The sequence below is a fragment of the Streptomyces sp. NBC_00859 genome, from assembly GCF_045161865.1.
Classification (GTDB): Bacteria; Actinomycetota; Actinomycetes; order Streptomycetales; family Streptomycetaceae; genus Streptomyces.
The window spans coordinates 7067194-7084153 of sequence record NZ_CP108826.1 but is presented as its reverse complement, the minus strand read 5'-3'; the positions used below and the strand labels follow the sequence as shown (position 1 = coordinate 7084153).

At 70.9% G+C, this 16960-nt stretch carries 16 protein-coding genes; 8 read left to right on the top strand and 8 right to left on the bottom strand.

The features are described 5' to 3' along the window. The first annotated feature begins 32 nt into the window (after nucleotides 1–32). A complete protein-coding gene (locus tag OG584_RS31215) occupies nucleotides 33–884 on the top strand; it encodes an SGNH/GDSL hydrolase family protein (protein WP_405782813.1) in 852 nt (283 codons plus the stop codon). 66 nt (nucleotides 885–950) lie between these two features. On the opposite strand, the gene OG584_RS31210 is transcribed toward OG584_RS31215, so the two are convergent. Next, nucleotides 951–2486, bottom strand: coding sequence for an ATP-dependent DNA ligase (locus OG584_RS31210; RefSeq protein ID WP_405782811.1), 1536 nt, complete (start codon nucleotides 2484–2486; stop codon nucleotides 951–953). A gap of 98 nt (nucleotides 2487–2584) precedes the next feature. Then, on the bottom strand, nucleotides 2585–3211 hold the full coding sequence (locus OG584_RS31205) for an alpha-ketoglutarate-dependent dioxygenase AlkB (protein WP_405782810.1): 627 nt from the start codon (nucleotides 3209–3211) through the stop codon (nucleotides 2585–2587). Nucleotides 3212–3362: 151 nt separating this feature from the next. Between OG584_RS31205 and purB the strand changes: the two genes are divergently transcribed. Together purB and mug are read left to right on the top strand one after the other, a co-directional pair. After that, complete coding sequence (gene purB / locus OG584_RS31200) at nucleotides 3363–4796, top strand: adenylosuccinate lyase (protein ID WP_405782808.1); 1434 nt, start codon at nucleotides 3363–3365, stop codon at nucleotides 4794–4796. A 7-nt stretch (nucleotides 4797–4803) separates the two neighbouring features. After that, a complete protein-coding gene (gene mug / locus OG584_RS31195; protein ID WP_405782807.1) occupies nucleotides 4804–5358 on the top strand; it encodes a G/U mismatch-specific DNA glycosylase in 555 nt (184 codons plus the stop codon). A gap of 167 nt (nucleotides 5359–5525) precedes the next feature. On the opposite strand, the gene OG584_RS31190 is transcribed toward mug, so the two are convergent. Genes OG584_RS31190 through OG584_RS31180 form a run of 3 tightly spaced genes read right to left on the bottom strand, consistent with a single transcriptional unit; the run spans nucleotide 5526 to nucleotide 7683 of the window. Continuing rightward, on the bottom strand, nucleotides 5526–5963 hold the full coding sequence (locus OG584_RS31190; RefSeq protein ID WP_405782806.1) for a hypothetical protein: 438 nt from the start codon (nucleotides 5961–5963) through the stop codon (nucleotides 5526–5528). A gap of 40 nt (nucleotides 5964–6003) precedes the next feature. Continuing rightward, complete coding sequence (locus OG584_RS31185; protein ID WP_405782805.1) at nucleotides 6004–6747, bottom strand: ABC transporter permease; 744 nt, start codon at nucleotides 6745–6747, stop codon at nucleotides 6004–6006. 3 nt (nucleotides 6748–6750) lie between these two features. Beyond that, nucleotides 6751–7683: an ATP-binding cassette domain-containing protein gene (locus OG584_RS31180; RefSeq protein ID WP_405782803.1), complete on the bottom strand. Its 933-nt coding sequence runs from the start codon at nucleotides 7681–7683 to the stop codon at nucleotides 6751–6753. Nucleotides 7684–7791: 108 nt separating this feature from the next. On the opposite strand from OG584_RS31180, the gene OG584_RS31175 reads away from it, so the two are divergent. The 3 genes from OG584_RS31175 (at nucleotide 7792) to OG584_RS31165 (ending at nucleotide 10823) form a co-directional block, all read left to right on the top strand. Continuing rightward, nucleotides 7792–8916 (top strand): sensor histidine kinase, encoded by a 1125-nt coding sequence (locus OG584_RS31175; protein ID WP_405782802.1) that lies wholly within the window; start codon nucleotides 7792–7794, stop codon nucleotides 8914–8916. A gap of 4 nt (nucleotides 8917–8920) precedes the next feature. Further along, the gene (locus tag OG584_RS31170) at nucleotides 8921–9571 is read left to right on the top strand and encodes a response regulator (protein ID WP_405782801.1); all 651 of its coding nucleotides are present in this window, start codon (nucleotides 8921–8923) and stop codon (nucleotides 9569–9571) included. A 91-nt stretch (nucleotides 9572–9662) separates the two neighbouring features. Beyond that, nucleotides 9663–10823 (top strand): ROK family protein, encoded by a 1161-nt coding sequence (locus OG584_RS31165; RefSeq protein ID WP_405782800.1) that lies wholly within the window; start codon nucleotides 9663–9665, stop codon nucleotides 10821–10823. A gap of 48 nt (nucleotides 10824–10871) precedes the next feature. Here the strand turns inward: OG584_RS31165 and OG584_RS31160 are convergent, their stop codons facing one another. Together OG584_RS31160 and OG584_RS31155 are read right to left on the bottom strand one after the other, a co-directional pair. After that, nucleotides 10872–11639 (bottom strand): GntR family transcriptional regulator, encoded by a 768-nt coding sequence (locus OG584_RS31160; protein WP_405782799.1) that lies wholly within the window; start codon nucleotides 11637–11639, stop codon nucleotides 10872–10874. 346 nt (nucleotides 11640–11985) lie between these two features. Next, the gene (locus OG584_RS31155; RefSeq protein ID WP_405782798.1) at nucleotides 11986–12870 is read right to left on the bottom strand and encodes an RNA polymerase sigma-70 factor; all 885 of its coding nucleotides are present in this window, start codon (nucleotides 12868–12870) and stop codon (nucleotides 11986–11988) included. A 265-nt stretch (nucleotides 12871–13135) separates the two neighbouring features. Between OG584_RS31155 and OG584_RS31150 the strand changes: the two genes are divergently transcribed. Both OG584_RS31150 and OG584_RS31145 read left to right on the top strand, forming a co-directional pair. Next, the gene (locus OG584_RS31150) at nucleotides 13136–13966 is read left to right on the top strand and encodes an alpha/beta fold hydrolase (protein WP_405782797.1); all 831 of its coding nucleotides are present in this window, start codon (nucleotides 13136–13138) and stop codon (nucleotides 13964–13966) included. A gap of 401 nt (nucleotides 13967–14367) precedes the next feature. After that, on the top strand, nucleotides 14368–15813 hold the full coding sequence (locus OG584_RS31145; protein WP_405782795.1) for a GNAT family N-acetyltransferase: 1446 nt from the start codon (nucleotides 14368–14370) through the stop codon (nucleotides 15811–15813). Here OG584_RS31145 and OG584_RS31140 read toward each other — a convergent pair. Then, entirely contained in the window at nucleotides 15704–16942 is a 1239-nt protein-coding gene (locus OG584_RS31140; protein ID WP_405782794.1) for a trans-sulfuration enzyme family protein, read from the bottom strand. The genes OG584_RS31145 and OG584_RS31140 overlap by 110 nt on opposite strands. Nucleotides 16943–16960 lie beyond the last annotated feature (18 nt).

The following is a 16960-nucleotide window of genomic DNA, read 5'->3' as shown; positions in this document are numbered from 1 at the left end:
CGCGGGCTCCGCCGCGATACGATCGCCCGGCGATGAAACTGAATGCCTCCTACACAAGTCTGGTCGCGGTCGGCGACTCGTTCACCGAGGGAATGTCGGACGGCCTGCCGGACGGGTCGTACCGCGGCTGGGCCGACCTTCTCGCAGCGCGTCTCGCGGCACGGTCGCCCGGTTTCCGGTACGCCAATCTCGCCGTACGCGGAAAGCTCATCGGCCAGATCGCCGACGAGCAGGCGCAAGCGGCGGCAGAGCTCCGGCCCGGCGTGGCGACGCTGGTCGGCGGGCTCAACGACACCCTGCGCCCCAAGTGCGACATGGGGATGGTGCGCGGGCGGCTCGAGGAGGCGGCCGGGCTGCTGGCTCCCGCCTGCGGGCAGCTGGTACTGATGCGCAGTCCGGCACGTAACGGACCGGTGCTGGACCGGTTCCGCCCGCGCATGGAGGAACTCTTCACCTTCATCGACGAGCTGGCCGCCCGGCACGGAGCGCTGGTCGTCGACCTCTACGGCGCTCCGGTGCTCGGGGACCAGCGGCTGTGGGACGTGGACCGGCTGCATCTGACCGCCGAGGGTCACCGGCGGGTGGCCGAGGCCGTGTGGCAGGCGCTGGGCCTGACGGCCGAGGACGACTGGCAGGCCCCGCTGCCACCCGCGACGCTGGCCGGCTGGGCCACGCGACGGAGCAGTGACCTGCGGTTCGCGCGCGAGCACCTGGGCCCGTGGATAGGGCGCCGGCTGTCGGGGCGCTCATCGGGTGACGGGCGCAGCGGCGCCCAGTTCTGCGCGAGGACCGGTAAGGCGTTCTGGATCACCCCCGCGGACGACAGCGCCCCCGGCCCTGTGACCGGATGGCGCCGGCTGGAGTCCGCGCCCGACGTGCGGTAGGCCGGGTGCCCGACGTGCGGTAGGCCGGGTGTCCCGCTCAGCGCGAGCACCCGCCGCCCGCTCGGATCACAGGGTGTCCGGGGCGAGGGCGCGGACCGCGGAAACCGTGTCGGCTTCGGCGGGACTCTTGTCCTCGCGGTAGCGCAGAACACGTGCGAAGCGCAGGGCGAGCCCGGCCGGGTAGCGGGAGCTTCGCTGCAGTCCGTCGAACGCCACCTCGACCACCAGCTCGGGCCTGACCCGCACTACATACCCGTCCCGGCTCACCTCGCGCGCCAGCAGCGCGCGGGTCTGCCAGGCCAGCAGTTCATCGGTGAGGCCCTTGAAGGTCTTGCCGAGCATCACCCACGGTCCCGGGTCCTTCGCCTCCCCGCGAGCGGCCAGATGGAGATTGCTGAGCACGCCCTGCCGCCTGCCGTGCCCCCACTCCGCAGCGGTGACCACCAGGTCCAGCGTGTGCCGGGGTTTCACCTTGATCCACCCGGCCCCGCGGCGACCCGCGGCGTAGGGCGCGGCGGGGTCCTTCACGACGACACCCTCCTGCCCCCGGTCGAGGGCGTCCGCGAAGAACCGCCCCGCCTCGGCGGCGTCGCCGGTGACCGCACGCGGGACACGCAGATCCTCGGGCACCACCGCGTCGAGGGCCTCCCAGCGGGACCGTGCGGGCAGGTCGATGAGGTCGGCGCCGTCACGGTGCAGCAGGTCGAAGAAGTAAACCCGCAGCGGTACCTCGGCACGCAGACGGTCCGGATCCTGCCGGGACGCGGTGCGGGCCGCTGTGACCTGGAAGGGCAGCGGGCGTTCGTCCGGGCCCACCGCGATGGCCTCTCCGTCGAGCACCGCGGATCGCACGGGGAGCTGCGCCGCCGCCTCGACCACTTCGGGCACCCGCGAGGTGATGTCGTCGAGACTCCGCGTGAAGACGGCCACCTCCCCGCCGTTCCGGTGCACCTGCACGCGGATTCCGTCCAGCTTCCACTCCAGAGCGGCGGGCCCTACCCGCTCCAGGGCGGTGGCCACATCGGGCGCCGCAGCAGCGAGCATCGGGCGCACGGGCCTTCCCAGCTCCAGGCCGAAGGCCCTGAGTGCTTCCTGTCCGCCGGCCAGGGCGGCGGCCGCCACGGCGCGGGCCGACCCCCGGAACATCAGCGCACGCCGGACGTCCGCCGCCGCCACTCCGGCGGCCTTCGCCACCGCGTCGGCGACCACGGCGTCGAGCGCGCCCTGCCGCAGCTCGCCGACGAGGACAGCGGCAAGGAACGACTGCTCCGAAGCGGTGGCCCTGGCGAACAGCCCTTGCAGCAGTGCCTGCCGCTCGTGCTGCGAGCCGGGGCCGTGCACGGCAGCCAGTGCGGCCAGAGTGTCCTGGGTCTCCCGCACACCGAGCGACGGGGCGGCCGCAGGTTCCGGGAGGTCGCGCAGTGCCGCAGGTCCCACCCCGATCCGCATCCGCCGGGATTCACCGGAGAGCAGCGCCACCGCCGCGGGGAGCTCGTCCGGTCCGAGGCTCCTGAGGTACTCGGCCAGCAGGGCGGTCTTCGCGTTCCTGCCGGATTCCGAACCGACGGCGCGGGAGGTGGCGGCGAGTTCATCAAGCAGCATGGCGGGGCTCCGGCCGGTGGACGACGGTGGACGATCCGTACCCGTTTTCGACGCACCGTCCCGCCGCGGCGTGGGGGCGGGGCACTCCGGCAGCGGGCTCAGCGCACCCCGTGCGGGCGGAACTGCACGCTGATGCGGGGCCCCACCGGTCGCGCGGTCTTCAGAATCGCGTGCTCCCAGGTCCGCTGGCAGCTGCCGCCCATCACGATGAGATCTCCGTGACCGAGGGGTGTGCGGACTGTGCTGCCTCCGCCGCGCGGCCGCAGCACCAGGCTCCGGGGCGCGCCGAGCGAGAGGATCGCCACCATCGTGTCCTCTCTGCCACCCCGGCCGATGGTGTCCCCGTGCCAGGCGACGCCGTCCCTCCCGTCACGGTAGAAACACAGTCCTGCCGTGGTGAAGGGCTCTGCGAGTTCCTCCGCGTAGTGCGCGCCCAGCGCGTCACGGGCTTCACCGAGCACGGGGTGCGGCAGGGTGGCGCCGTCGCCGAAGAACGACAGCAGCCTCGGTACCTCCACCACCCGCTCGTACATCACACGTCGTTCGGCGTGCCAGGGGACATCCCTGACCAGCATGTCGAAGAGGGCATCCGCTCCGGCGAGCCACTGCGGCAGCACGTCGATCCAGGCACCCCGGCCGAGGTGCCTGCGGCGCAGCCCGGCCAGCGGGCGCAGACCGCTTGCGTCGTCCTGGTCGAAAAGTGAACTCTGCAGGTGGACAGCCATACCGCACAGAATACCCGAACTCATATTCGAATTCAGGATTCCGGTCCGCGTGTCCTCGGAGACGCCCCGGCGACCACGTGGCGGCCCCGTAGCAACCTACGAAGAGGACCGGCGCACCGGCCTGCAGAAACCGCCAGTAGACTCACGTCATGTGACTGCAAAGCCTCGCATCCCCAACGTTCTGGCCGGCCGCTACGCCTCCACGGAGCTCGCCGTCCTCTGGTCCCCCGAGCAGAAGGTGAAGCTGGAGCGTCAGCTCTGGCTCGCCGTGCTGCGTGCCCAGAAGGACCTCGGGATCGAGGTGCCCGAATCCGCGCTCGCCGACTACGAGCGAGTGCTCGACCAGGTGGACCTGGCGTCGATCGCCGAGCGCGAGAAGATCACCCGGCACGATGTGAAGGCGCGCATCGAGGAGTTCAACGCTCTGGCGGGCCACGAGCAGGTCCACAAGGGCATGACGTCGCGCGACCTCACGGAGAATGTGGAGCAGCTCCAGATCCGTCTCTCGCTGGAGCTGGCGCGGGACCGGACCGTGGCCGTGCTCGCCCGGCTGGGCAAGCTGGCCGGCGAGCACGCCGAGCTGGTGATGGCCGGACGCTCGCACAATGTGGCCGCCCAGGCGACGACCCTCGGCAAGCGGTTCGCCACAACCGCGGACGAGCTGCTGGTGGCATACGGGCGGCTGGAGGACCTGCTGGGGCGCTACCCGCTGCGCGGGATCAAGGGACCGGTCGGGACCGCCCAGGACATGCTCGACCTGCTGGGCGGGGACGAGGCGAAACTGGCCGACCTCGAACAGCGGATCGCCGGTCACCTCGGTTTCGCGCACGCCTTCACATCGGTCGGTCAGGTGTATCCGCGCTCGCTCGACTACGACGTGGTGACCGCGCTGGTGCAGCTGGCCGGCGCTCCGTCGTCCCTGGCGAAGACGATCCGCCTGATGGCCGGCCACGAGCTGGTCACGGAAGGCTTCAAGCCGGGGCAGGTCGGGTCCTCCGCGATGCCGCACAAGATGAACACCCGTTCCTGCGAACGCGTCAACGGCCTCATGGTGATCCTGCGCGGTTACGCCTCGATGACGGGCGAGCTGGCCGGTGACCAGTGGAATGAGGGCGACGTCTCGTGCTCGGTCGTCCGCCGTGTCGCCCTGCCCGACGCGTTCTTCGCGTTCGACGGCCTGCTGGAGACCTTCCTGACGGTGCTCGACGAGTTCGGCGCGTTCCCCGCGGTCGTCGCCCGTGAGCTGGACCGGTATCTGCCGTTCCTGGCCACCACCAAGGTACTGATGGGCGCCGTGCGGGCGGGCGTCGGCCGTGAGGCGGCGCACGAGGTCATCAAGGAGCACGCGGTCGCCTCCGCGCTCGCCATGCGCGAACAGGGCGCCGAGCGCAATGAACTCCTGGACAAGCTGGCGGCCGACGCGCGGATGCCCCTGGACCGCGCGCAGTTGGACACGCTGATGGCCGACAAGCTGTCGTTCACCGGTGCCGCAGGAGCTCAGGTGGCCGCGGTGATCTCGCGGATCGACGAAATCACCAAGCAGCACCCGGAGGCCGCCGCCTACACCCCCGGCTCGATCCTCTGACCCGCCGGTGAAACCCGAAGAGCTGGAAGCCGCCCGTGACCGCATCGTTCCCGATGTGGTCACGGAGGGCCTGAGCGTGCTGTTCTGCGGTATCAACCCGGGCCTGATGACAGCTGCGACGGGTCATCACTTCGCCCGTCCGGGCAACCGCTTCTGGCCGGTGCTGCATCTGTCGGGGTTCACACCCCGCAGGCTGGCCCCGTCGGAACAGGGCGAGCTGCCGGCCCTCGGCCTCGGCATCACTAATGTGGTGGCACGGGCGTCGGCCCGCGCCGATGAACTGAGCTCCGAGGAGTACCGGGAAGGTGGACGGCTCCTGACAGCGAAGGTGGAAAAGCTGAGGCCCCGGTGGCTCGCCGTCGTGGGGGTCACCGCCTACCGCACGGCCTTCCGTGAACCCAAGGCGCAGATCGGCGCCCAGACACTGACGATCGGCTCCACCCGGGTCTGGGCGCTGCCCAACCCGAGTGGCCTCAACGCACACTGGACCGTGCAGACCATGGCTGAGGAGTACGGCAGACTCCGTGCGGCCGTGCAGAGCACTGCCGGGGACGGCGCGTAGCCCAGCTCGAACGGACGTCGGCGGACTCGGTGCCCACGGCGCCGGCTGGGGCGGCCGGCGCCGTGGGCCGTCGGTTCCGGAGTGCCGCCCGCACCGGGCGCCCCGCATGTTCCGGTGCAGTGCCGCGGCTGGAACTGCCCTTCACCGCGGACGGTTCGCGCTGCCCGTCACGGGGGATCGACGTCGGTCACCACGACTATCAGCCCCGGCCCCTCGCCCTGTTCGCCCTGCACCCCGACCGCGATCCAGCGGCCCTCCGCCCGCCAGAGGGAGAGGGACGGCACGATGGCACACAACTCACCCCAGGGGTCCGGTATCTCCTCCCCGGACATACGCCGTGTCAGCATGCTCCACAGGCTGAACATCTGCGCCTCACCCCACCGTGCGTCGAGCACGGACACCAGGGCCTCGTGCTCGGCCCCGAGCTGGTCCCCCTCCGCCTCCGGGGCGCCGGCATCGCCATGGACCGGGAACACCTCCCCGCCGCCCAATACCACCAGGTGATACCCGGACCCCCCAGTTCCGGTGTCCGGCCGTCCGCGCCGCGCGGGGAACGCCAGGGCCCGCAGCCGGTCGATGGTGGCGACGTACTGAGCGGTGGTCATCCCTTCAGTAAACCCTCCTCCACTGACAGTTCACCGCCGGTCAGGCATCACGGCGCCGCAGCACCGTCCAGCCGGCACCGAGCGCGACAGCCACCCACCCCGCCGTCACAGCGAGTCCGCTCCACGGTCCCAGTGAACCAGCGGGGTGCTGGAGCAGGACCTGCTGCCCGGCCCGGTCCGGCAGGAAGTCGGCAAACCCCGCGCCCCGGTTCACGTCGCCGATCACGAAAGACACCAGAAGGAGGAAGGGTATGAGGATCCCCATAACGGCAGGACCACTCCGGAGCACGGTCGCCAGGCCTGCTGCGAACAGCGTGACCAGCGTCAGGTAGGCGGCACAGCCAACCACGGCACGCAGCCCCGTGGGATCGGCTGCTCCGATACCCGGACCACCGATCAGAGCCTGTCCGGCGAACCAGCAGGTAAGGCCGGTGATCAGGCCGACCACACACGAGAGGGCGCCGACGACGGCGAGTTTCGCAGCGTAGAACAGACCTCTGCGCGGTACGGCCGTGAGCGAGACACGGATGGCGCCGCTTCCGTATTCACTCGTGACAGCCGTCGCACCGAAGCAGATGGCCGCGATCTGACCGAAGTTGAGGCCGAAGAACGAGGCGAGCACCGGATCGAAGTCTCGCCTGCCTGCCTCTTCATGGCCGATGGTCGCGCTGCCGAGCAATGAGAAGGCAGCAGTGGACAGCAGGACGGCCAGCAGCGAACCGACCACTGCACGCACCGAACGGATCTTGATCCACTCCGAGCGGAGAACAGCGGAGAACGTCATGACTCACACCTCCGGGACGAGAGGGACACGGAGAGACCGGAACTGTGTCTGGTCCACGGTGAGGTCGAGGTATGCCTCCTCCAACGTGGCTTCTTCAGTGGCCAGTTCAAGAACCGTGATGCCCTCCTCAGCCGCGACAGGCCCGATGTCCTCGACGCGTGCGCCTTCGACAACCCAGACGCTGCCCTCCCTTTCGACCGCTGTGAAGCCCTTGCCGAGCAGGGCGTCACGAAGCCGCTCCCCCTCGGTGCTGCGCAGGCGTACCCGTGGCCGGATACGCGAGTCGATGAAGTCCTGCATCGGGGTGTCGGCGAGCAGCCTGCCCCGGCCCAGGACGACGAGGTGGTCTGCGAACGAGGCCGTCTCCTTCATGAGATGGCTGGACACCAGGACGGTTCTGCCTTCCGCCGCCAGCCGCCGCATCAGCTCCCGTATCCAGATGATCCCCTCTGGGTCCAGTCCGTTCGACGGTTCGTCCAGCATCAGCACGGGTGGATCTCCTAGCAGCGCGGCGGCTATGCCCAGTCGCTGCCTCATCCCCAGCGAGAACGACCTGATCCGGCGGGACGCCACGCTCGCGATGCCGGCTTCCTCAAGTACCTCGGTCACCCGGCGCTCCCTGATGCGATTGCTCGCGGCCAGGGCGCGCAGATGGTCACGGGCGGTCCGCGCTCCGTGTGCCGCGTTCGCGTCGAGAAGCGCTCCGGCGAGCCTCAGCGGCCGCGCGGCACATTCATAGCGCGCTCCGCCGATCGTGGCAGCACCGGCGGTGGGCCGGTCGAGCCCGAGAAGGAGCCGCATGGTGGTGGACTTGCCCGCGCCGTTCGGTCCGAGGAATCCGGTGACCCGGCCGGGCCGCACAGTGAACGAGAGCCGGTCCACCGCCCGGTTCGTTCCGTAATCCTTGCTCAGTTCACGGACTTCGATGCTGGTCATGGCTCCACCCTCCCCGTCCACCCCTGTCGGTGGCCTCCCCCTGCCGGGGGGATCGGCTCCCCCGCACGGGGGAGCCGCAGGGGCCGGGCCGACTGCGACGATGACGGCATGCACCGCCTCATCCGGCCGTTGTTCCGCCCGGTCACCTACACGCGATGGCTGCACGTCTGCGTCCCTCTCGCGTTCGTCGCCGTGTGGCTGTTCATCGACATGAAGCACTTCTACGTACCGGCGTTCCTCGTCATCCCGGTGGGCCTGGTCCCCGCGGTACGGCTGGAGGAGGCAGTCCAGGCCCAGTTGCTGCTGACTCCTGATGAACGCGGGCGGCCCCGCGCCTCCATCTTGGTTGCCCCGTCCCTGACCTGGGCGGACCGCTGGCGTACCGTGCTCTGGCTCGAAGCACGGCTTGCCTCCGGGCTTCTCGGCGCCCTCGCCCCCGTGCAGTTGCTCCTCCTGGGGATCCGGCTCCTGCATACGGCGCCCTGGTGGCTCTCATTCCTCGCACCACTGCCGTTGCTGGCGATACCGGTGTGTGTTGTCACCTCCGGCCTGCTGATCACCCAAGCCGCCCGTCGGCTGCTCGGCCCTTCGCAGGCGGAGCGGCTGACCGAGCTGGAGGAGCGGACGGAGCAGCTCCTCGAACGCAACCGCATCGCGAGGGAGCTGCACGACTCCATCGGGCACGCCCTGACTGTGGCCGTGGTGCAGGCCGGGGCCGCACGGGCCGCGAACGACCCGGCCTTCACCGACCATGCGCTGGCCGCCATCGAGGAGACCGGGCGGGAGGCGCTGGACGATCTGGAGCGGGTGCTGCTCATTCTGCGCGAGTCGCCCACCCCGCTGGGGCAGCGCCCTTCGCTCAGCGAGGCGGACCGGCTTCTGGAGTCGGCACGCAGTTCGGGTGCGAAGGTGGATGCCGAAGTGAGCGGACCGGTGGAGCTGGTGCCCGGCCCGATCTCCCGCGAGGGCTACCGCATGCTGCAGGAGGCACTGACCAACGTGCTGCGTCACTCGGGCCCCGTTCCGGTACGGGTACGCATCGCTGTCGTCGCCGGGCAGCTCAGCCTGGAGGTGACCAATCCGCTGGACGGCGCCGCGGCTGCGGCCCTGGGCGGAAGCGGACTGCGCGGGATCCGGGAGCGGGCGGCCCTGCTCGGCGGGACTGCGGAGGCCGGGCCGCACGAAGGCGATTGGAGGGTATACGCGCGGTTGCCGCTGGACGGCCTAGGCTGACCGGGTGCCCATCTCTGTGCTGCTCGTGGACGACGAACCGCTCGTACGGGCCGGCCTGCGCGCCGTCCTCGAGACCCAGGGAGACATCCAGGTGGTCGGCGAGGCGTCCGACGGGGCGGCCGTGGTGCCGCTGGTGCGGCAGCTGCGCCCTGACGTCATCGCCATGGACGTACGAATGCCCCTGCTGGACGGCATCGAAGCAACCAGAGCGGTCCTGCGGACCGTACGGCAGCCGCCGAAGATCCTCGTGGTCACCACCTTCGAGAACGACGAGTACGTCTACCGGGCGCTGCGTGCAGGTGCGGACGGATTTCTGCTGAAGCGGGCGCGGCCGGCCGAGATCGTCCATGCGGTGCGGCTCATCGCCGAGGGCGAGTCGCTGCTGTTCCCGGCAGCGGTCCGTTCGCTGGCCGCGGAGTACGGCAACAACGCGGCGCGTAAGGCGCTGGACCGCGCGGCCCTCACCGAACGGGAGGCCGCGGTGCTCCGGCTGATGGCACGCGGCCTGACGAACGCGGAGATCGCCGGTCAGCTGATCGTAGGCACCGAGACGGTGAAGTCCCACGTCAGCGCCGTGCTGGCGAAACTGGGTGCCCGCGACCGCACACAGGCGGTGATCGCCGCGTACGAGTCGGGGTTCGTCGCGCCCGCCTGACCGCCAACACCCCGGCACCCACTCGCCGCCCGACCGGTCACCCGGTACCATCCGGCACACACGCGCATGAGCTGAGCTGGGAGGACAGACGTTGGGGCAGCTGACCGGCGGGGATCCCTCGTTGCTGCGACGGATCAACTCCTCCGTGGTGCTGCACGCACTGCGCGGCGAGGTGTTCCCGACCCTGACGGATCTCACCCGCATCACCGGCCTTTCCAGGCCGACGGTCGAGGGCGTGATCGAAGGCCTCATGTCCGCCGGGCTCGTTGTCGAGGACGCTCCCGACGAGGGGGGCGAGACCCGGCGCCAGGGGCGTCCGGCGCGACGATTCCGGTTCCGGGCGGAGGCCGGGCATCTGCTCGGCATCGAGATCGGGCCGCACCGGGTCGCCGCGATGGTCTCCGGCCTGGACGGGCAGATCATCGGCTCCGGTTCCCGCGTGGTGTCGGAGACGGCGCCCGCGGACGAGCGGCTGGAGCGGGTACGGAGCACGGTGGCCGACGTCCTGCGCCGGGCGGGGGTCGCGCGCAGCACACTGCGCGCCGTCGGAGTCGGCAGCCCCGGCATCGTTGAGGCTGACGGAACCGTCCGGCTGGGCACCGCGCTCCCCCAGTGGACCGGGCTCGCCTTGGGCGAGAGGCTGCGGCGGTCGTTCCGTTGCCCCGTCCTCGTCGAGAACGATGCCAACGCGGCAGCTGTGGCCGAGCACTGGAAAGGCACGGCGACCGATTCCGACGACATCGTCTTCGTACTCGCAGGACTGAGCCCGGGGGCCGGGTCGCTGATCGGTGGCCGGCTGCACCGCGGGTTCGGCGGCGCGGCCGGTGAGATCGGCGCGCTGCATCTGCTGGGCCGCGGGGTGACCCCGGAGAAACTGCTCTCCACGACGGACGAGCCGCTGCACCCGCTGGACGAACGAGCCGTGGCCGAGGTCTTCGCACACGCCAGGGAGGGTGACTCCCGGGCCACGGCCGCGGTGGAGCGCTTCATTCAGCGGCTGGTCCACGACGTGGCCGCGCTGGTTCTGGCTCTCGACCCGGAACTAGTGGTGATCGGCGGCTGGGCGGCGGGGCTCGACGGGGTACTGGAGCCACTGCGCGGCGAGTTGGCGCGCTACTGCCTGCGTCCGCCCAGGGTGGCGCTGTCGCTCCTCGGTGAGGCCGCCGTGGCGACCGGTGCACTGCGGCTGGCCCTCGACCATGTGGAGGAGCAGCTCTTCGCTGTGGAGGGGACAGTGACGGCCCGCCGCTGACCACAGCGGCGGGGGTCGTCAGGCCGGGCGCCCCGCGGGGCGCCCGGATCAGGAGGCCTTCTTGCCGCCGGGCAGCTCGTCGCTGATCTCCAGATCGCCGGAGTCCCCGAAGGTGAGCCGGCAGGTATCCGCCCGGTAGGTGGCCACCGATGCCGCGACCGTCCTGCCGCCGGTGATGTACCGGGTAGTGACGACGAGCACGGGAGCGCCGGGCAGCCGGTCGAGTTCCTTGGCGTCGTCGGCGCGGGCCGACCCGAGTTCGACGGCGCGGTCCTGGCCATCGAGGTCCAGGTGCTGCAGTTCACGCAGAACGGCGCGCGCGCGTGCCGGGCCCGACGGGGCGTCTATGGCGGACAGGCCGGGCACCGACCCCGCCGGAACGTACAGCAGCTCCGCGGCGACGGACTGACCGTGCGTCACACGGATCCTGCGGACGGTGTGCACCGGCTCCTCGCCGTTCGCGTCGAGCAGCCGGGCCACAGCCGCCGACGGCACCGCGCTGCCGCACTCGACGGGCTGCCAGGCGTCGTCCGACGCACCGGGCCAGGTCTGCTGCGAAGTCGACACATCGACACCGACGCGCGGCGGGGCAACGGTGGTGCCCACGCCCCGGCGTCGCTGCAGACGGCCTTCGAGCTCCAGCTGCTCCAGCGCCTGACGCAGCGTGGCACGCGCGACGCCGAAGCGGGCGGCCAGTTCACGCTCGTTCGGCAGGATCTCCCCCACCGCGAATTCCGAGTCCAGCGCGTCAGTGAGAACGGTCTTGAGGTGCCAGTACTTCGGCTCCGGCACCGATTCCAGCTGCGTGGTCCCCACCCTGATCCTCCGCAATCGCCGTATCCCCGGCGGCTTTTCTGTGCCCTTGTTTATTAAAGGTTCCTGCACTAACTCTGCGAGAGTAGGACGACGCCCCCGCTTGGTCAAGACCAATCCTGTCTCGATTGCGGAGCGGAGTCGAATCCTGACGCAGAGCGTTCACAGGATGTTCTTGGCCTGACGTCCGCACAGGGCGAACCACCGCACAGCCGCAGAGCCGCACAGCGAGGAGCCCCGCGGCACCGTCGGTGCCGCGGGGCTCGGGGATTCCGGGGTTGAGGCTCGGGGCCGGGAGTTCAGGGGGGCCGAGGCCGGTCGCGCTCCTGAGCGGAGCGAGCCGCGCGTTCTACTCCGCGGAGAGCAGGGCCAGTTTGTCGGGATTGCGCACGATGTAGATTTCAGCGATCCGGCCGTCCCTGATCTCCGCCTGGAACACGGAGTCCACGACGCCGTCCGCAAGTACCACGACAGCCGGGGCCCCGTTGAGTTCCCTGATCCGGAACTCCGCGCCCTCCACACCCTTCTCGGCGATGCCGACCAGGAAGCGGCCCACCTTGTCCGCGGTCTCGATGACGCGCAGCGGCGCCTTGGACTTGCCGCCGCTGTCGCCCACCAGGCGCACTCCGGGCGCGAGAAGGGCCAGCAGCTCGTCCAGGTCCCCGCCCGACGCCGCCGCGAGGAACCGTTCGGTCAGATCCCTGCGCTCGGTGGGATCCACGTCGTATCTCGGCTTACGTTCCTCCACATGCCGCCGCGCCCGCCCGGCGAGCTGGCGCACTGCGGGCTCGCCACGGTCGAGTACGGCGGCGATCTCCGCGTACGGGAATCCGAAGGCCTCCCGCAGCACGAACACCGCACGCTCCAGCGGAGAAAGCGATTCCAGCACGACCAGCACAGCGAACGACACGGACTCGGCGAGCACTGCCCTCTCGGCGGTGTCGGGAACGGTCGGACCGAAGTCCGTGACGAGGGGTTCGGGGAGCCATGGCCCCACGTAAGCCTCACGACGCGCCTGCGCCTGCCTGAGCCGGTCGATGGCCAGCCGGGTGGTGATGCGCACGAGGAAGGCGCGCGGCTCACGCACGTTCCCGCGGTCGTCCGCCGACCACCGCAGCCACGCCTCCTGCACGATGTCCTCGGCGTCGGCAACCCGGCCGAGCATGCGGTACGCCACACCGGTCAGTACGGAGCGGTGTTCTTCGAAAAGGTTGTTCACCGTATCGGTCGCCACTCCCCCATCCCAGCCCACTGGCCCGCCGCTGTCCAGAAGAACCCGCCGGGCGAGCGCCGGGGAGGCCTGCTGCGCCGGTGGACGGCTCCGCGCCACACCGCATTCCCGAACCGCCGGCTGCTCCTCGTCCAACGGAAGGCCACCGCTCCTTCAACTGAAGGCCGCCGCCCCCTTGAAGTGGAAGCTACTGGAGGGTAATTGTTACTGACGCAACGTCTAAGTGCCGGCCTCTCGCCCCAGGGGCCCCTCCACAGGGAGCAACAGCATGGCCGCCCAGGTCTCCTTCACGATCGACACCCCGACGGGAAAGAAGCCGGTCTCGGTCGCGTACGAGCGCACCGGGTCCGGGGCTCCGCTCCTGCTGCTGCACGGCATCGGCCACCACCGCCAGGCCTGGGACCCCGTTGTGCACATCCTGGCCACCGAACGTGAGGTGATCGCGGTCGATCTGCCCGGGTTCGGCGCGTCGCCCGCACTGCCCGACGGCGTGCCGTACGACCTCGCATCGGTGGTCCCCGTACTCGCCGCGATGTGCGAGGCCCTCGGCGTCGAGCGGCCCCACGTGGCGGGGAACTCGCTCGGCGGGCTGCTCGCGCTGGAGCTGGGCAGCAGGAAGCTCGCGAAGTCGGTCACCGCCCTCTCACCGGCCGGGTTCTGGACGCCCGCCGAGCGCCGCTATGCGTTCTCGGCCCTGGCCGCGATGCGACAGGGCGCCCGGCTGCTGCCGCTCCCGGCAGTCGAACGGCTGTCGCGATCGGCGGCCGGGCGGGCGGCCCTCACCGGCACCATCTACGCCCGGCCGGGCCGCCGTTCACCGGAGGCCGTCGTGTCGGAGACCCTGGCGCTGCGGTCCGCGACCGGCTTCGGCGAGACGCTCACCGCCGGGCGGGACGTCCTGTTCACCTCCGACGTGAGCGCGGTTCCGGTCACCGTGGCCTGGGGCACCAAGGACCGCCTCCTCCTGCGCCGCCAGGGCGTACGGGCCAAGCGGACGATCCCCGGCGCCCGCCTGGTCCGACTGCCCGGCTGCGGGCACGTGCCGATGAACGACGACCCCGCCCTGGTGGCTCGCGTCATCCTCGACACCAGCCGCTGAGCCCTGCCCGGACCCGGAGCCCCCGTACCCCCGGATTCCGGGCCCGGAGCACCACCGCGCGGGACCGTGCAGCGCCCGCCACCGTGTGCCCCTGCGATGCCCCGCCGCGGAACCACCCGCCCCCGGATCGCGTCCTCCCTCCGGTAGCCGGACACGGGATTCGGGCACCGCCGGAGACCGGCCGCAGTATCCGGCCGCCGGCAGGAACCAATTGAGGCCCGTATCGGTTCACTTGGGGTGAGGGGGTACGTTCGATGGCAGCTGCATCACCATGGGGTACGGGGCTGGACGCTCTGCGTCTCTTTCAGCGGAAAAAGGTTCCCAATCAACCAAAACCACACTTAACCCATCGGTCACAGCGCGTTTGTGATCGCGCAACACCGCTGGGTCACAGTGATGGCATGACCAATGTGAATTCCGCGAAGAGTGCCCGCCGCCCGCACCACTGGCGCCGGGACCTCATCGAGCTCGCCGCCCTGTTCACCGCCGTGGCTCTCGCCGACGCCGTAGCCAATCTCGTGGCGCACGGCCCCGACGGCCCCGTGCTGCTGGTCGCCGCCGCCGTGGCTCTCATCGGCACGGCTGCCTTCCACCTCTGGTGGGCCCAACGCCACAGCCACGCGCCGCCGTCCGGGCGGGCGCCCGCGAGCGGCGGCGCTCCCGACCCCACGACCACGACGTCCCGCGACGGGGACGGGATGGAGCGGCCGGAGACCGCCCTGTGGCGTATGCGGACGACCGTGCGGGACGAGCCCGGCAGCCTCGCGGCGCTGTGCACGGCGCTGGCCCGCCACCATGTCGACATCCTGACGCTCCAGACCCATCCGCTCGCCGACGGTACGGTCGACGAGTTCCTGCTGCGCGCACCGGCCGCCTTCCAGGGCCGGCAGCTCGGCCACGAGGTCGCCGCGGCGGGCGGGCACGACACCTGGATCGAACGCGCGGACGCCCACGACCTCGTCGACACACCGACCCGCGTCCTCGGCCTCGCCACCCGTACCGCCCTGGATGCCTCGGAACTGCCTCTGGCCCTGCGCCAGTTGCTCGGCCGCTGCACCATCCACTCGCTGCCCGCCGTCTCCGCAGGCGGCGCGCCCACCGGCGAGTCCACGCCCGCGGAAGGCGTCCTGGAGGAGCGGGTGATGCGTCTGCGCGACCCCTCCGGCGGCACGATCACCGTTGAGCGGCCCCACCTGCCTTTCACACCGACGGAGTTCGCCCGCGCCCGCGCTCTCATCGAGCTGGACGCGCGCCTGGGGCCGAGGATGCCCCGCAGCCATGATGTCCTCACCCTCCCCGAGGGGAACGAGATCACCGTGCGCAGGGCCGGTCCCGACGACGCACCGGCGGCCAGAGCGATGCACGACCGGTGCAGCGACCGGACCCTGGGCCTGCGTTACCACGGGCCGCTGGGCGACGCGGACCGCTATCTCGGCCACCTGCTGAGCCCGCGCTTCGGCCGCACTCTCGCCGTGCAGACCGCGTCGGGGCGCGTCGTCGGCCTCGGCCATCTCCTGTGGGACGGCGACGAGACCGAGGTCGCCCTGCTCGTCGAGGACGCCTGGCAGCGCCGTGGCATCGGCTCCGAGCTGCTCGGCCGGCTGGTCGCACTGGCGGAGGAGACCGGCTGCGCGAGCGTGTACGCGGTGACGCAGGCCTCCAACACCGGGATGGTGGCGGCCATGCGCGGCCTCGGCCTGCCCCTCGACTACCAGATCGAGGAAGGCACTCTGGTGATCACCGCCCGGCTGGCGACGGCGCCCACGCACTCCCGTCCCTCGCACGATCTGCCGTACGGCCCTCCGAGCGAACTGCCGTACGGGCCGAGCGAGCAGAGCGGCCGCTGAGCGCCCGGTCCAGGTCCTCCCACAGGTCTTCGACGTCCTCCAGGCCCACCGACATCCTGAGCAACTGTTCACTCACACCGGCGGACCGCCGGTCTCCCTCGGCCACAATGCGGTGGCTGATGGAGGCAGGGTGCTGGATGAGACTGTCGACACTGCCGAGGCTGACAGCCGGAGTGATCAGGCGTACGTCCGCAATCACCGCGTGCGGATCGCCGTGCACCTCGAAGGCCACCATGGCGCCGCCCAGCTTCGGATAGTGGACCACCCGGATCCTCGGGTCGGCGGACAGCCTGCGGGCCAGCTCGGCGGCCGTTCCGGCCGCGGCCCGCATCCGTACCGGAAGCGTCGACAGCCCACGCAGCAGCAGATAGCCGGACAGCGGGTGCAGTACACCACCCGTCGCGAACCGTATCTGCCGCAGGGCCCGCGCGAACTCCTCGTCACAGGCCACCACACCGGCCAGTACGTCTCCGTGCCCGCCCAGATACTTCGTGGCGCTGTGCAGGACGATCCGTGCCCCGTGCTCCAGCGGCCGCTGGAGCACGGGGGTCGCGAAGGTGCTGTCGACGAGCAGCGGCACCGATCCGCAGGAGTGCGCCAGTGCCCGGATGTCCACTTCGGCGAGCGTCGGATTGGCGGGCGTCTCGACCATTACGAGCCCGGTCCCCGGACGGATCGCGTCGGCGACACCCGCCGGGTCGGTCCAGGTGACCTCGGTGCCGAGGAGTCCCGCGGTGAGCAGATGGTCACTGCACCCGTACAGCGGGCGGACGGCAACGACATGACGCAGGCCCTGACTCGCACGGCCGAGCAGAACCGCGCTGAGCGCGGCCATTCCGCTGGCGAAGGCGACCGCGCTTTCGGCCCCCTCCAGCCGTGCGAGTGCCGTCTCGAAACGGGCGGTGGTGGGGTTGTCGAGCCGCGCGTACACGGGCGGACCCTGCGGGCGGGCGCCGGTGGCCGCGAACTCGTCGATCCTGGCCGCCTCCTGCCTGCTGTCGTACGAGGGGTAGGTCGTCGACAGATCGATCGGGACTGCGTGCAGGCCGAGGCCGGCGAGGTCTTCGCGGCCGGCGTGCACGGCCTCTGTGGCCAGGGCCCTGGATGTGGTCGAGGCTTCGGTTTCCATGGACGGAATCTGAACACC

What these genes read in the sequence shown, in the direction of transcription:
- OG584_RS31215 (WP_405782813.1), top strand. Translation starts at nt 33, where the DNA reads ATGAAACTGAATGCCTCCTACACAAGTCTGGTCGCGGTCGGCGACTCG.
- OG584_RS31210 (WP_405782811.1), bottom strand. Translation starts at nt 2,486, where the DNA reads ATGCTGCTTGATGAACTCGCCGCCACCTCCCGCGCCGTCGGTTCGGAA.
- OG584_RS31205 (WP_405782810.1), bottom strand. Translation starts at nt 3,211, where the DNA reads ATGGCTGTCCACCTGCAGAGTTCACTTTTCGACCAGGACGACGCAAGC.
- OG584_RS31190 (WP_405782806.1), bottom strand. Translation starts at nt 5,963, where the DNA reads ATGACCACCGCTCAGTACGTCGCCACCATCGACCGGCTGCGGGCCCTG.
- OG584_RS31185 (WP_405782805.1), bottom strand. Translation starts at nt 6,747, where the DNA reads ATGACGTTCTCCGCTGTTCTCCGCTCGGAGTGGATCAAGATCCGTTCG.
- OG584_RS31180 (WP_405782803.1), bottom strand. Translation starts at nt 7,683, where the DNA reads ATGACCAGCATCGAAGTCCGTGAACTGAGCAAGGATTACGGAACGAAC.
- OG584_RS31175 (WP_405782802.1), top strand. Translation starts at nt 7,792, where the DNA reads ATGCACCGCCTCATCCGGCCGTTGTTCCGCCCGGTCACCTACACGCGA.
- OG584_RS31150 (WP_405782797.1), top strand. Translation starts at nt 13,136, where the DNA reads ATGGCCGCCCAGGTCTCCTTCACGATCGACACCCCGACGGGAAAGAAG.
- OG584_RS31145 (WP_405782795.1), top strand. Translation starts at nt 14,368, where the DNA reads ATGACCAATGTGAATTCCGCGAAGAGTGCCCGCCGCCCGCACCACTGG.
- OG584_RS31140 (WP_405782794.1), bottom strand. Translation starts at nt 16,942, where the DNA reads ATGGAAACCGAAGCCTCGACCACATCCAGGGCCCTGGCCACAGAGGCC.